The sequence below is a fragment of the Halomonas flagellata genome (genome assembly GCF_022487945.1).
GTDB classification, from domain to species: domain Bacteria; phylum Pseudomonadota; class Gammaproteobacteria; order Pseudomonadales; family Halomonadaceae; genus Halomonas; species Halomonas flagellata.
This window is the reverse complement of sequence record NZ_JAKVPY010000026.1, coordinates 1-13,467: the sequence shown is the minus strand read 5'-3', so window position 1 is coordinate 13,467 and position 13,467 is coordinate 1. Positions and strand designations below refer to the sequence as shown.

11 protein-coding genes and 1 pseudogene are annotated in these 13,467 nt (G+C 67.9%); 2 read left to right on the top strand and 10 right to left on the bottom strand.

Annotation, left to right across the window (positions count from 1 at the left end):
- Window positions 1-264: 264 nt before the first annotated feature.
- Both MKP05_RS17725 and MKP05_RS17720 read left to right on the top strand, forming a co-directional pair.
- Entirely contained in the window at window positions 265-564 is a 300-nt protein-coding gene (locus tag MKP05_RS17725; RefSeq protein WP_240569499.1) for a hypothetical protein, read from the top strand.
- A 43-nt stretch (window positions 565-607) separates the two neighbouring features.
- Entirely contained in the window at window positions 608-1,927 is a 1,320-nt protein-coding gene (locus tag MKP05_RS17720; RefSeq protein WP_240569498.1) for a selenium-binding protein SBP56-related protein, read from the top strand.
- Between the two features lie 73 nt (window positions 1,928-2,000).
- Here MKP05_RS17720 and etfB read toward each other — a convergent pair whose 3' ends face one another.
- From etfB to MKP05_RS17670, 10 genes and pseudogenes are all read right to left on the bottom strand, one after another.
- The gene (gene etfB / locus MKP05_RS17715) at window positions 2,001-2,807 is read right to left on the bottom strand and encodes an electron transfer flavoprotein subunit beta (RefSeq protein WP_240569497.1); all 807 of its coding nucleotides are present in this window, start codon (window positions 2,805-2,807) and stop codon (window positions 2,001-2,003) included.
- A complete protein-coding gene (etfA, locus tag MKP05_RS17710) occupies window positions 2,797-4,071 on the bottom strand; it encodes an electron transfer flavoprotein subunit alpha (protein WP_240569496.1) in 1,275 nt (424 codons plus the stop codon). The genes etfB and etfA overlap by 11 nt, the downstream gene beginning before the upstream one ends.
- Window positions 4,071-6,038 carry a (Fe-S)-binding protein gene (locus tag MKP05_RS17705; protein WP_240569495.1) on the bottom strand — a complete coding sequence of 656 codons (1,968 nt, stop codon included), beginning with the start codon at window positions 6,036-6,038 and terminating at the stop codon, window positions 4,071-4,073. The genes etfA and MKP05_RS17705 overlap by 1 nt, the downstream gene beginning before the upstream one ends.
- A gap of 238 nt (window positions 6,039-6,276) precedes the next feature.
- A complete protein-coding gene (gene dgcA / locus MKP05_RS17700; protein ID WP_240569494.1) occupies window positions 6,277-8,349 on the bottom strand; it encodes a dimethylglycine demethylation protein DgcA in 2,073 nt (690 codons plus the stop codon).
- A 12-nt stretch (window positions 8,350-8,361) separates the two neighbouring features.
- Window positions 8,362-8,907 (bottom strand): DUF5943 domain-containing protein, encoded by a 546-nt coding sequence (locus tag MKP05_RS17695; RefSeq protein WP_240569493.1) that lies wholly within the window; start codon window positions 8,905-8,907, stop codon window positions 8,362-8,364.
- Between the two features lie 195 nt (window positions 8,908-9,102).
- Complete coding sequence (locus tag MKP05_RS17690) at window positions 9,103-10,080, bottom strand: dipeptidase (protein ID WP_240569492.1); 978 nt, start codon at window positions 10,078-10,080, stop codon at window positions 9,103-9,105.
- A gap of 158 nt (window positions 10,081-10,238) precedes the next feature.
- Window positions 10,239-10,940 carry a monofunctional biosynthetic peptidoglycan transglycosylase gene (gene mtgA / locus MKP05_RS17685; RefSeq protein ID WP_110283326.1) on the bottom strand — a complete coding sequence of 234 codons (702 nt, stop codon included), beginning with the start codon at window positions 10,938-10,940 and terminating at the stop codon, window positions 10,239-10,241.
- 69 nt (window positions 10,941-11,009) lie between these two features.
- A complete protein-coding gene (gene gbdR, locus MKP05_RS17680) occupies window positions 11,010-12,149 on the bottom strand; it encodes a choline metabolism transcriptional regulator GbdR (RefSeq protein ID WP_240569491.1) in 1,140 nt (379 codons plus the stop codon).
- Between the two features lie 245 nt (window positions 12,150-12,394).
- Window positions 12,395-13,249, bottom strand: a complete 855-nt coding sequence (fghA, locus tag MKP05_RS17675) for an S-formylglutathione hydrolase (protein ID WP_240569490.1) — start codon at window positions 13,247-13,249, stop codon at window positions 12,395-12,397.
- 13 nt (window positions 13,250-13,262) lie between these two features.
- Window positions 13,263-13,467: pseudogene (locus tag MKP05_RS17670) on the bottom strand (S-(hydroxymethyl)glutathione dehydrogenase); the annotation flags it as partial.

Sequence of the window (13,467 nt, the reverse complement as noted above, 5' to 3'; positions counted from 1 at the left end):
GGCGTTGAGAACACCGCCCATGCCTTGTTCCTGTTGAAGCTGGCCGGGCCACCCAGCTTTGTCCGAAAACTGCCTGCGCTCGCCCATACGGCGTTAAAAATCAGCTTAAAATGCTCATTTACACCCACGTAAACTCCGCTTTTACGCTGATTTTTGCCTTGTGACCCACACGGATGCGGGAAATGCGTGGGCTCGTAGGGAACGAGCCTAGCCCTGGCCATCGCTCGCCGATTTTCGGACTAAGCCTAAGTCATCAGGAGTGAAGTGGTCCAACTGGAGCGGCGCAGTCCGCGGCATGACGTTGCCTGGCTGCTGCTCGAGTTCCGCGTGGCCGATCGGTTGGAAGACAATCTCGGCCCCATCGGCGCGATGTTCTACGCTTGGAGCGTGACCTATTGCATGACCACATCACTGGGCATGCAGGGCGCCGGCTTCGGCACTTGTGGCCTGCCGGAATCGCGGGTCCGCGAACTGGCCGCCAAGGCCGGCTTCGCCCGGGTCGAGGTCGTCCCCTTCGATAACCCCTTCAACAAGGTCTATGTGGCCGAGAAGATGGCGGCGTGACCCGAAGCGGAGGCGGGCCCCCGTCTCCGCAAGGAGACGGACCATGAGACATCGCAATCATTCACCCAAGGCACTGGCGGCTCCAGTGGGCATGGCACTGGTCCTGGCGAGCGGTTTCCCCCTGGCCTCGGAGGGTACCGAGGAGCATGGCGACACACCGCGCGAGGCGTTCCTCTATGTGGTCGCCATCGACGCGGGCGACGAGAACAACCCGGACATGCTGGCCATCGTCGGCGCCGACCCGGACCGTGCGGACGAATATGGCGAGATCGTGAGGATGGAGTCTCTCACGCACGTGGGCGACAACGTCCACCATTGGGGCTACTCGCTGGATCAGGAGCGGCTCCTCATCCCGGGACTGTTCTCCGATCGCATCTACGTGTTCGACATCTCCGAAGACCCGCTGGCCCCGCAACTCGTCCGGGAGGAGGAAGGCCTGCGGCCGGACAGCGGCTACGTCGCACCGCATACGGTGAGCCCGCTGCCCGGCGGCGTCGCCTTGGTGTCGATGCTCGGCGCCGACACCCCCAGCACCGGCCCCGGCGGCCTGGTGCTGATCGACGGCGAGACCGGCGCGTTCGTGCGTCACTTCGGTCCAGGCCCCGAGCGGGCGGCGGATGAAACCGGCCCCGAGTTCATGTACGACATCGCCTATAACGCCGGCCTCAACCGGCTGGTCACCACCACCTGGGGATTCCCGGGAGACGTGCTGGAGAATCCGTACGGACCGAGTGGCGACACCGTCTCCGTGTGGGACCTGGAGAAGGAGGAGGTCATTCAGGTCGTGCACCTCGGCGAGCAGAGTGGTGCCACGGAGGCGGACTGGTTCCACGCGTCCGACGCGCGCTACGGCTACACGATAGGCACCTCCGGGAACGCCTGGCTGTGGGAGGACGAGGACGGCAACGGTCTGCTGGATTTCCACCGGGTCCTGAGCGACCTCGCCCTGCCTTGTGACATGACCCTCTCGCCCGATGACCGCTATCTCTACATCGCGAACTGGTTCGGTGACCAGGTACAGCAGTACGAGATCAGCGATCCCTACCAGCCGGAACTGGTGGGTGAGGCGTCCGTGCCACACCCGTGCATGATGCGCCTGAGTCCCGACGGGGAGCGGCTGTACGTTACCAACTCGGTGTTGAGCACGTTGGATGACGACCCGGAGTTCGGCCCCCGCAACGACGCTTACGGCATCTATCTGCTCGAGGTGGATGCCGAGCAGGGCGGGCTGTCGCACGTGACGGAGGACGGCAGTGCCTGGGCGGACTTCTCGAGCGTGCAGAAGGAGAACGGCGTCGGCCCGGCCGGCCCGCACATGATCCTGTTCGATCCCGGCGTCCCGATCGAGGCAGGCCACCACTGACTCGGTCCCGGTGCGAGGCGACCCATCTTCGCCTCGCACCTCTCGTCGGCGGCCAGGGCATGGCAAACGAGCCCTAGCGTAGGACGCCCTCTTCCTTGAGCAGCTTGAGGATCGCCTCGGCGCCCTGCTCCGGGGTGACGTCCTCGAGCACCTGGCCGGAGCCCCCCTCCGCCTTGGCGGCGGCGGCCTTGAAGCGATCCCGGGCCGAGGCGGCCTTGACGATCTTCAGGCGCTTGGGGCGCTTGCGGGCCAGGGCCAGCCGCCACTCGGCCAGCTCCCGATCGGGCTCGGCGGGGACCGAGGTCGCCTCGAGCTCGGCCCGGCGGGCCGGGCCGAAGGCGCTCTGGCGCGCCACCGGGGCCGCCCCATCCACGCTGACGATGGCCGGCAGGCGTACCTTGAGGCGCCGCCGCTGGCCCCGGGGCAGGGCCTGCAACAGGGTCGCCACGCCGTTCTCGACCTTTTCCACCGCGGCCAGGCCATTGACCAGCGGCCAGCCCAGGCGCTCGGCCAGGGCATAGGGCAAGAGTCCCGAGCCCTCGCCGCGCTCCGCCCGGGCGCCGGTGATCACCAGTTGCGGCGGTGCCGCGGCCAGGTGCTCGGCCAGGGCCGGGATGGCATCGCTGCCCTCGGCCTGCTCCAGCAGCGTCAGGCTCTCCAGCCCCATACCCAGGTAGCCGCGCAGCGCCGCTTCGCTCTCCTCGCCGCGCGGGCCGGCATGCAACAGGCTGACCCGGCTGCCGGGCAGCTGGCGCTCCAGTCCCAGGGCCAGCTCCAGGCCCCGGGCATCCTGATCGGCGCGGCGGGCGCGCCCGGTGATGGGGTGGCGACCCACCGAGACCAGTACCGCCACCTCGACTCCCTGCTGTTCAGGCCGCATCGCGCTGCCCTCCTCGCTGCTGTTCCACCTTGGCCACCAGGGCGGCGAGGATCTCGCCGCTGTCGCCGATCACCGCCAGGTCGGCGCGCTTGATCATGTCGCATCCGGGGTCGAGGTTGATGGCCACCACCTTGTCGCAGCTCTGGATACCCTGCAGGTGCTGGATGGCCCCACTGATGCCCACCGCCAGGTAGACCCGGGCGGTGACCCAGGTACCGGTGGCTCCCACCTGGCGATGGCGCTCCATAAAGCCGTCGTCCACCGCCACGCGGGAGGCGCCCTCGGTGGCCCCCAGTACCCTGGCGGCGTGGTGGAAGCCGTCCCAATCCTTGACGCCGTTGCCGCCGGAGACGATGAACTCCGCCTCGGCGAGCGCCACCCCGGCGGGATCCACCGCCACCTGGCCCAGGTCCTCGATCCGCGACAGGGCGCTGGGAATCGCCTCCGCCAGGCTCAGCGGCTCGGCGGCGTGACGGGTCTCGTCCACCGGCTCGGCGCACTCGGCCAGGGCCAGGGCGACCCGCGGCAGGGGCCGCTGGATATCCAGGCTCTCCGCCGCGCCGCGGGCGGTGCAGCCCCAGCCCAGCGGTGCCTCGCCATCGGCCTCGATCTGCCAGACGCCGGTGGCGGGGCGTTCGCCCAGGCGCAGCGCCAGGCGCCGCCCCAGGTCGGCCCCGCCCAGGGGCGAGTCGGGCAGCAGCCAGTGACGCGGCGCCAGCTCCCGCTCCACGGCGGAGAGCGCCGCCAGGCGCGCCTCGGGGGCGAAGCCGGCATAGGCGTCGTCGTCGAGGTGCAGCAGGCGATCGATGCCCGCCTCGCCGAAGCCCTCCTCCTTGTGCTCGCCGAACACCACGGCCAGCACGGCGCCGGGGCGCTCGGGGTCGGCATCGGCCAGGCGCCGGGCCAGGCCCAGCAGGTCCTTGTCATGGCCGGAGAGGCGACCGCCGGAGAGTTCCGGCACCACCGCCACCAGGAAGGCCGGGGCCTCGATGGTGACGTCGCGACGGCTGTCCTGGGCCGCCTGGCGAGCCCCACCCGCGGCCTGGCCGCCCTGCTGGGCGCCGCTGCGGTCGATGCGTTTGACGCCATTGGGGCCGATAAAGCCGATGGCATGGGGGTTCTTGCGAATCACCCCGTTGGGCCCCATCCACTCTACCGCGGCAGTCCCCTGCCCCAGTTCGGCCAGGACATCCAGATGCTCGGGATGCAGGCGGTTACGGGCGATCCACTCGCGGCGTGGATCGCGGCGACGAATCTCGCTCATCAGATCACCTCCTCGGCCTGGGGCCGGTGGGTCGCGCCGGCGGCGGGACGCGCCACCAGGGCATCGGCCACCAGCTCGGCGATATCACGCACCTCGGCGGTGGCATCCACCACGCCCTCGAGCATGGCGGTGCACTGGGGGCAGCCCACCGCCACCAGCTCGGCGCCGGTCTCCCTGACGTCGTTCATGCGCATATCGGGAATCCGCCGCTCGCCGGGAATATCGGTGATCGGCGCCCCGCCGCCACCGCCGCAGCAGCGCGAGCGGAAACCGGAGCGTTCCATCTCCTTGACCTCGATGCCCAGCGCCTTGAGCACGTTGCGCGGCGCCTCGTATTCGCCGTTGTAGCGGCCGAGATAGCAGGGGTCATGATAGGTGACACGGCCGCCCTTCCAGGGCGCGAAGGCCAGCCGGCCGGCGTCATACAGCTCGGCGATAAAGGTGCTGTGGTGACGTACTTCATAGACGCCGCCCAGCTCGCCGTACTCGTTGCCCAGCACATGGAAGCTGTGGGGGTCGCAGGTGACGATGCGCTGGAAGCGGTACTGGGCCAGGGTGGCGATATTGCGCTTGGCCAGGGACTGGAAGGTCGCCTCGTCGCCCAGGCGCCGCGCCACGTCGCCGCTGTCGCGTTCCTCGTTGCCCAGCACCGCGAACTCCACCTCGGCGGCGCGCAGCACCTTGACCAGGGCCCGCAGGGTGCGCTGGTTGCGCATATCGAAGGCCCCGTCGCCCAGCCACAGCAGCACCTCGGCCTGCTTGACGTCCGCCATCAGCGGCAGGTTGAGGTCCGCCGCCCAGTGCAGCCGTGAGCCGGGATCGAAGCCGCCGGGGTTGTCGGTGGCGATCAGGTTGTCAAGCACCTCGGCGCCCTTGTTGGGCGTATTGCCATGCTCCAGGGTCAGGTGGCGGCGCATATCGACGATGGCATCGACGTGCTCGATCATCATCGGGCACTCCTCCACGCAGGCGCGGCAGGTGGTGCAGGACCACAGGGTCTCGGCATCCACCAGCGCCTTGCCCTCGCGGGCCACGATGGGCCCATGGGGGCTCCCGTGATGCTCGCCGACGGGTTTCCCGGGATAGGGACTGCCGGCATAGGCCGCATCGCTGCCGCCGGCCAGGCCCACCACCATGTCCTGGATCAGCTTCTTGGGATTGAGCGGCTGGCCTGCGGCGAAGGCCGGGCAGACCGCCTCACAGCGCCCGCACTGCACGCAGGCATCGAAGCCCAGCAGTTGGTTCCAGGTGAAGTCGCTGGGCGTCTCGACCCCCAGCTTGGCGTCGGGATCGTCCAGGTCCAGCGCCTTGAGGCCGGTGGAGCGCCCCTCCCCTCCCACCTTGGTGGAGAAGCGCTCCGGGCGGCGATGGAAGGCCAGGTGCAGGGCGCCGGCGAAGGCGTGCTTCATGGGCCCGCCCCAGGTCATGCCGAAGACCATCTCGCCCAGGCCCCAGACCACCACGGCGGCCAGCAGCAGCGCCAGCAGCCAGTGGCCGAAGTCGGCGGGCAGCAGGCCCACCGCCGGCAGGGTGATGGCAAAGACGCTCAGGGAGAAGGCCATCAGGCTCTTGGGCAGGCGCATCCAGGGGCCCTTGGAGAGCCGCGCGGGCGGGTTACGGCGGCGCCGGGCCACGAACAGGCTGCCCACGAACATGGTGGCGCTGGCCGCCAGCAGCAGCCAGCCCAGCACGCCCTGAGCCAGGCCCAGGCCATGCACCAGGATCATCAGCACGGCGGCGGCCACGAAGCCACCGGCGGTGGCCACGTGGGTATTGGACATCACCTTGTCGCGCCCCACCACATGGTGCAGATCCACCAGGTAGCGGCGCGGCATGGCCGCCAGGCCCTTGAGCAGCGGCACGGCAGAGGGCCGCCCCTGGCGCCACAGGCGAACACGCCGCCAGGCGCCGATCACCGCCAGGCCCAGGGCGGCGAAGATCAGGATCGGCAAGAGCGTCTCGAGCATGGTACTCACCTCATCGATAGTGGTACGGCCATGGCAGGCGTCCGGTGGTGCGGTGGCTCAGCGCCTTCGCGGCCGTGCCGAGGGGCCGGCGATGCGGCGCAATCCTGCCGAAGGGACTCGGCAGAGACGCGGGGGCCAGGGAAGGCCCTTCCGCGTCGTGATCGCTGGCCCGCAAGCCAGACCCTCGGGGTTTCATGGCCGGGCGGCGCGGGAGCCGCCCACCGGACGACAAGCGCCGTCAGAAGTCCTTGCAGATCCGCAGGGCGTCGTAGATGGCCGCGTGGGTGTTACGCGGCGCCGTGCAGTCGCCCAGGCGGAACAGCAGGAAGCCGTCCCCCGCCTCGCTCAGGCAGGGCTGGGGCTGGATGGCGTAGAGCGCTTCCAGGTCCACCTGCCCCTTGTTGCGGGACTGCTCCTTGAGGGCGTAGTAGAGCCCCTCGTCGGGACGCACGCCGTTCTCCACCACCACCTGGTCGACCACGCGCTCCTCCAGGGCGCCGGTGTACTCGTTCTCGAGCACCGCCACCAGGCCGTCGCCCTCCCGGTAGACCTTGTGCAGCAGCAGGTCGGAGGACATGATCACCTCCTTCTCGTAGAGGCTGCGGTAGTAGGTCGGGAAGGTGGTGCCGCCCACCGCGGCGCCGGGCTTGATGTCGTCGGTGACGATCTCGACCTTGGCGCCCTTGTCGGCCAGGTAGTCCGCCGCCGAGAGCCCGGAGAACTCGCAGATGGTGTCGTAGATCAGCACGTTCTTGCCCGGGGCGACCTTGCCGGAGAGGATGTCCCAGGTGCTGACCACCAGGCTCTCCTCGAGATTCTCGGAGTAGCCCCACTGCGGATCCTGCTCCAGGAAGGGATGACCGCCGGTGGCCAGCACCACGATATCCGGGCGCAGGTCGAGCAAGGTCGCCTCGTCGGCGCGGGTGCCCAGGCGCAGGTCGACGTTCAAGCGCGCCAGCTCCAGCTGATACCAGCGGGTGATGCCGGCGATCTGGTCGCGCTGCGGCGCCTGGGCGGCGATGGTGATCTGCCCGCCCAACTGCTCCGCGGCCTCGAACAGGGTCACCTCATGGCCGCGCTCGGCGGCGACGCGGGCCGCCTCCATGCCGCCGGGGCCACCGCCCACCACCACGACCTTGCGCTTGGGCCCTTCGCTCTTCTCGATGATATGCGGCAGGCCCATGTACTCCCGGGAGGTGGCGGCGTTCTGGATGCACAGCACGTCCAGGCCCTGGTACTGGCGGTCGATGCAGTAGTTGGCGCCCACGCACTGCTTGATCTGGTCCACCTGGCCCATCTTGATCTTGGCGATCAGGTGCGGGTCGGCGATATGCGCCCGGGTCATGCCCACCAGGTCCACGTAACCGCCTTCCAGGATGCGCTGGGCCTGGTTGGGGTCCTTGATGTTCTGGGCGTGGATCACCGGCACGCTGACCACTTCCTTGATGCCCGCCGCCAGGTGCAGGAAGGGCTCCGGCGGGTAGGACATGTTGGGAATGACGTTGGCCAGGGTGTTATGGGTGTCGCAGCCGGAGCCGACCACGCCGAAGAAGTCCACCTGGCCGGTGGCATCGTAGTAGGCGGCGATCTGCTTCATGTCGTCGTGGGACAGGCCGTCCGGGTGGAACTCGTCACCGCAGATGCGCATGCCCACCACGAAGTCGTCGCCGACCTCGGCGCGCACCGCCTTGAGCACCTCCATGCCGAAGCGCATGCGGTTCTCGAAGCTGCCGCCCCACTGGTCCTCGCGCTTGTTGACCCGCGGGCTCCAGAACTGGTCGATCAGGTGCTGGTGCACGGCGGAGAGCTCGACGCCGTCGAGGCCGCCTTCCTTGGCCCGGCGCGCGGCCTGGGCGAAGTCGCCGATGATGCGCCAGATCTCCTCCTCCTCGATGGTCTTGCAGGTGGAGCGGTGCACCGGCTCGCGGATGCCGGAGGGCGACAGCAGGGTCGACCAGTCGTGGCCGTCCCAGCGCGAGCGGCGCCCCATATGGGTGATCTGGATCATGATCTTGCCGCCGTGCTTGTGCACGGCATCGGCGAGGTTCTGGAAGTGCGGGATGATGCGGTCGGTAGCGAGGTTCACCGAGCTCCACCAGCCCTGGGGGCTGTCGATGGAGACCACCGAGGAGCCGCCACAGATGCACAGGCCGCAGCCGCCCTTGGCCTTCTCCTCGTAGTACTTGACGTAGCGCTCGGTGGTCATGCCGCCATCGGTGGCGTAGACCTCGGCATGGGCGGTGCTGACCACCCGGTTGCGGATGGTGAGCTTGCCGATCTCGATCGGTTGGAAGAGTGCGTCGAATGCCATGAAAGAATCTCCTCAGACCCGGGCGCCGGACAGCGGCTTGACGATGAAGATACCCACCTCGCAGCCTTCCTCGGCGGCGCTCTGGGTCTGCTCGGCGACGGTGCGCAGCTCGCTGCCCCTCGCCGCGAGGATCTGGTCCATGGCACCGGCGAACCAGCCGGTGAACATGTACTCCACCTTGCGGCCGACCTTGCCCAGCTGGTAGACGAAGGCGCTATGCTCCAGGCGCACCCGGGCGGTGCCGGCATCGAGGTCGATGGCCTCGGTGATGAACTTCCCCCAGCCGCGCTGGGAAAGCCGCGTCATGTAGTGTTCGAAGACGTCCACGCCCTCGAGGCCATGGCATTCGGCCTCCTTCTCGCACCAGTGCCAGGCGCTCTTGTAGCCGGCGTGGTAGAGGATCTCGGCGTATTTCTCTGCGCCCAGGGCCTCTTCGACAGCCACATGGTTGTTGATGAAGAAGTGCCGCGGCACATAGAGCATCGGCAGGGCGTCGGTGGTCCAGACGCCAGTCTCGGCGTCCACGTCGATGGGCAGTTCGGGGGCGATCTTGGTCACGGTGGTAGTCCTCTAAACTCGTTGTTCTTGGCAGAAATCATCGTGCTTGGCGGTCGTCGGGGCTGATCCGGCGACTGGCCTTCGCGAAGGCACTGCAACCCCGTCCCTGGGCGCTACATTTGTCATCCATGGCAAATGACCTTCGCTACGACCTGTCTCCGGCGCCCCGACCACGCCGATGTAGTCTTCTCTCAATCAGGCACCCCAGACGTCTTTGAGCACGCGCACCCAGTTCTCGCCCATGATCTTCCTCACCTGGGGCTCGCTGAAGCCGCGGCGCAGCAGCGCCTCGGTCAGGTTGGGGAACTCGCCGATGGTGCGGATGCCCTCGGGATTGATGATCTTGCCGAAGTTGGTCAGGCGGCGGGCGTAGCCCTTGTCATGGGTCAGCCACTCGAAGAAGTTCTTGTCGTGGCCCTGGGTGAAGTCGGTGCCGATGCCGATGGCGTCCTCGCCGACGATATTCATCACGTACTCGATGGCCTCGACGTAGTCGTCGACGGTGGCGTCGACGCCGGCGCGCAGGAAGGGGGTGAACATGGTCACGCCGACGAAGCCGCCGTGGTCGGCGATGAACTTCAGCTCCTCGTCGGACTTGTTGCGCGGGTGCTCCTTGAGCCCGGAGGGCAGGCAGTGGGAGTAGCAGACCGGCTTCTTGGACTCGAGGATCACCTCGGTGGAGGTCTTCTCACCCACGTGGGAGAGGTCACACATGATGCCGACACGGTTCATCTCGGCAACGATCTCGCGGCCGAAGCCGGAGAGGCCGCCGTCGCGCTCGTAGCAGCCGGTGCCCACCAGGTTCTGGGTGTTGTAGCACATCTGCACCACGCCCACGCCCAGCTGCTTGAAGATCTCGACGTAGCCGATCTGGTCCTCGAAGGCATGGGCGTTCTGGAAGCCATAGAGGATGCCGGTCTTGCCCTCCTCCTTGGCCCGGGTGATGTCGGCGGTGGTGCGCACCGGACGCACCAAGTCGCTGCACTCGGCCATCAGGGCGTTGGACTTGACGATGTTGTCGACGGTGGCCTGGAACCCTTCCCACACCGAGACGGTGCAGTTAGCGGCGGTGAGGCCGCCGCGACGCATGTCCTCGAACAGCTCGCGGTTCCACTTGGCGATGATCAGGCCATCGATGACGATGGCGTCGTCGTGCAGCTCACTGGGGGTCATGTCGGGGGCTCCGGGGTTGTGTTCGACTTGCCGGCAGCATAGCCCCGGCCCACCCCGGCCCGACGCTTGGAAGCGACGGGAAGAATCTCAAAAACGTCATGGCTGTCGCGATCGCGACGACAGCCATGAGCGACGGACAGCCATGAGTGCGAATAGTGCTAGAGCTGTTCCAGGTAGGCGATACCGCCCAGGTTGTTCATCTGCTGGCGAATCCAGGCGCTGCGCCGGTCCACATGAGGCGTGGGGCGAGCGGCGTCCCAGCCCCGCGGATTGGGCAGGATGGCGGCCAGGCGGCTGGCCTGGTGGGCATTGAGCTGGGCCGCCGAGACGCCGAAGTAGTGCTGGGCCGCGGCCTCCAGGCCGAAGACGCCGTGGTCCCACTCGACGATATTGAGATAGACCTCGAGGATGCGCTCCTTGGGCCACAGCGTCTCGATCAGCAGGGTGAACCAGGCCTCCAGGCCCTTGCGCAGCCAGCTGCGACCGGTCCACAGGAAGAGGTTCTTGGCGGTCTGCTGGCTGATGGTGCTGGCCCCACGCAGACGGCTACCGTTGCGGCTGGCTTCCCAGGCGCGGCGCATCTCGTCGACGTCGAAACCACGATGCATCGGGAAGCGCTGATCCTCGGCGGCGATCACCGCCAGCTTGGCATGGTCGGAGAGCGCCTCCCGGGCACGCCACTGGTGCTCGATACGCATCGGCTCACCGGCCACCCAGGACTGCACCTTGCGCTCGACCATCACCATGGAGCCGAATACCGGCAGCACCCGGAACAGCAACACCAGCAGCAGCGAGAGCCCGACGAAGCCGAGCAGCACCAGCGCCAGCAGGCGCCCCAGCCGCCGCCACGGAACGGGCATCACGCCGGGGCCTCAACATGGGAAATGCCGGATGGCCGCTGGACGACGGCAAACCGCATCAAGCCCTCCTCATGGCTTCAAGCGCACGCTGGCGTAGGTGGGCTCGCCCCGCGCCTGGTCGAGGGCGACCACGGCACTGGAGACCGGCTCCAGCGGCACGGCTTCGAAGGCCGCGCCCTGCAACAGCGCGGCCGCCTCCTTCTTCAGGGCCAGTGGCGAGAGATCGATCGTGCCGCTGCCCAGGCGCTCGTCGCGGGGCGGCATGCCGAAGAACTCCCGGTAGCACTTGGAGAAGTGTGGCGTCGAGACGAAACCGCAGGCCGAGGCCACCTCGATGATCGACATCGGGGTCTGCTTGAGCAGCTGGCGGGCCCGGGTCAGGCGCAGCTTGAGGTAGTAGCGCGATGGCGAGCAGTGCAGGTACTTCTGGAACAGCCGCTCCAGCTGGCGGCGGGAGACGTCCACATACTCGGCCAGTTCGTCGAGGGCGATGGGCTCTTCCAGGTTGGCTTCCATGAGCGCCACGATCTCCAGCAGCTTGGGCTGGGTCGTGCCGAGCACGTGCTTGAGCGGCACCCGCTGGTGGTCGTGTTCGTTGCGCACCCGGTCACAGATGAACATCTCCGAGATGCCGGCGGCGAGCTCCCGACCGTGGTCGCGACCGATCAGGGTGAGCATCATGTCGAGCGGTGCGGTGCCCCCCGAGGCCGAGGCCCGGTCGCGGTCGATGGAGAACAGCCGGGTGGTCAGCACCACCCGCGGAAAGGCCTCCTGCATGGCGGCCAGACACTCCCAGTGGATGCTGGTCTCGTAGCCGTCCAGCAGCCCGGCCTTGGCCAGGGCCCAGCTGCCGGTGCAGATGGCCCCGAGCCGCCGGGAGAGCCGCGCCTGGGACTGCAGCCAGGCCACGTGCTCGCGCTGTACGCTGCGATTCGGCCCGACACCGCCGCAGACGACGACCATGTCCAGCGTCAACGGCATCGTGACCGCCACGTCCGGGGTGACCTGCAGGCCGTCGCTGGCCCTGACCGGCCCGCCGTCGACGCTCAGGGTGTACCAGCGGTAGAGCTCGCGGCCGGCCAGCTGGTTGGCCATGCGCAGCGGCTCGATGGCGGAAGCGAGCGAAATGAGGGTGAAGTTGTCCAGCAGGAGAAAACCGAGGGTCTGCGTCCTGTCATGGTCAGCGGGGGCTCGAGGAGCATGTTTCATCGTCATCCCTCCAAACCCCGACGCCTCTTGAGGGTCGGTGTCACGGAAGCCAAAGTTGTCGTTGTCTGCAGAAGGTCATGGCCAGACCGGCGGACCCGGCGACACTGGCCACTCTGCAGTGCCGCAGATAGTTGCACGCCGATGGGGGGAAACACAATCGTTCGCTGCCCCGTCACCGGGGCAATATCGCAAGGCGGCCGGCACCGTCGCGATGCCGGCCGGAACCGCCCGATCCCGCCACCCGCTCAGCCCTTGTTCAGGCGCTCGGCATGATAGCGCAGGTGGTCCTCGATGAAGGAGGCGATGAAGAAGTAGCTGTGGTCATAGCCGGGCTGTCGCCGCAGCGTCAGGGGATGCTCGTGCTCGGTACAGACCGCCTCCAGTCGTTCGGGCCGGAGCTGCTCCTCGAGGAAGTCGTCCGCCTCACCCTGGTCGATGAACAGCGGCTGGCTCGAGGCGCCCCGGGCGACCAGCTCGCAGGCATCGTACTGGGTCCAGCTGCCGACATCGTCACCCAGGTAGCCGGAGAAGGCCTTCTGGCCCCAGGGGCACTGGGTCGGATTGACGACGGGGGCGAAGGCCGACACCGAGCGGTAGTGACCGGGCCGACGCAAGGCCATGATCAGCGCCCCGTGCCCGCCCATGGAATGTCCGCTGATCGATTCACGACCATTGACCGGGAAGTGCTGCCGCACCACCGAGGGGAGCTCCTCGGTCACGTAGTCGTACATCCGGTAGTGCTGCTTCCAGGGCTCCCGGGTGGCATTGACGTAGAAGCCGGCCCCCGAACCGAAGTCATAGCTGTCGTGCTCACCGGGCAGGTCGGTCCCCCGGGGACTGGTGTCCGGACAGACGATGGCGATGCCCAGTTCCGCGGCAAGGCGGTGGGCGCCGGCCTTCTGCATGAAGTTCTCGTCGGTGCAGGTCAGCCCGGAGAGCCACCACAGCAGAGGTACGCGTTGGGTCTCCGCCTGGGGCGGCAGGAAGATGGCGAACACCATCTCGCAATCCAGCGCCCGGGAACGGTGGCGGTAGCGCTTGTGCCAACCACCGAAACTCTTGTTGGCCGACACCAGCTCGAGGTTTTCCATCATGGTCATGGCGATCGCCCCCTCAGTAGTGGAGCACGCTGCGGATGCTCTTGCCCGCGTGCAGCAGCTCGAAGGCCTCGTTGATCTGCTCGAAGGGCATGTCATGGGTAATGAAGTCGTCGATGTTGATCTCGCCGTCCATGTAGCGCTTCACATAGCCCGGCAGCTCGGTGCGGCCCTTGACGCCCCCGAAGGCCGAGCCCTTCCAGACCCGCCCGGTGACCAGC

What these genes read in the sequence shown, in the direction of transcription:
- MKP05_RS17720 (WP_240569498.1), top strand. Translation starts at nt 608, where the DNA reads ATGAGACATCGCAATCATTCACCCAAGGCACTGGCGGCTCCAGTGGGC.
- etfB (WP_240569497.1), bottom strand. Translation starts at nt 2,807, where the DNA reads ATGCGGCCTGAACAGCAGGGAGTCGAGGTGGCGGTACTGGTCTCGGTG.
- etfA (WP_240569496.1), bottom strand. Translation starts at nt 4,071, where the DNA reads ATGAGCGAGATTCGTCGCCGCGATCCACGCCGCGAGTGGATCGCCCGT.
- MKP05_RS17705 (WP_240569495.1), bottom strand. Translation starts at nt 6,038, where the DNA reads ATGCTCGAGACGCTCTTGCCGATCCTGATCTTCGCCGCCCTGGGCCTG.
- dgcA (WP_240569494.1), bottom strand. Translation starts at nt 8,349, where the DNA reads ATGGCATTCGACGCACTCTTCCAACCGATCGAGATCGGCAAGCTCACC.
- MKP05_RS17690 (WP_240569492.1), bottom strand. Translation starts at nt 10,080, where the DNA reads ATGACCCCCAGTGAGCTGCACGACGACGCCATCGTCATCGATGGCCTG.
- mtgA (WP_110283326.1), bottom strand. Translation starts at nt 10,940, where the DNA reads ATGCCCGTTCCGTGGCGGCGGCTGGGGCGCCTGCTGGCGCTGGTGCTG.
- gbdR (WP_240569491.1), bottom strand. Translation starts at nt 12,149, where the DNA reads ATGAAACATGCTCCTCGAGCCCCCGCTGACCATGACAGGACGCAGACC.
- fghA (WP_240569490.1), bottom strand. Translation starts at nt 13,249, where the DNA reads ATGACCATGATGGAAAACCTCGAGCTGGTGTCGGCCAACAAGAGTTTC.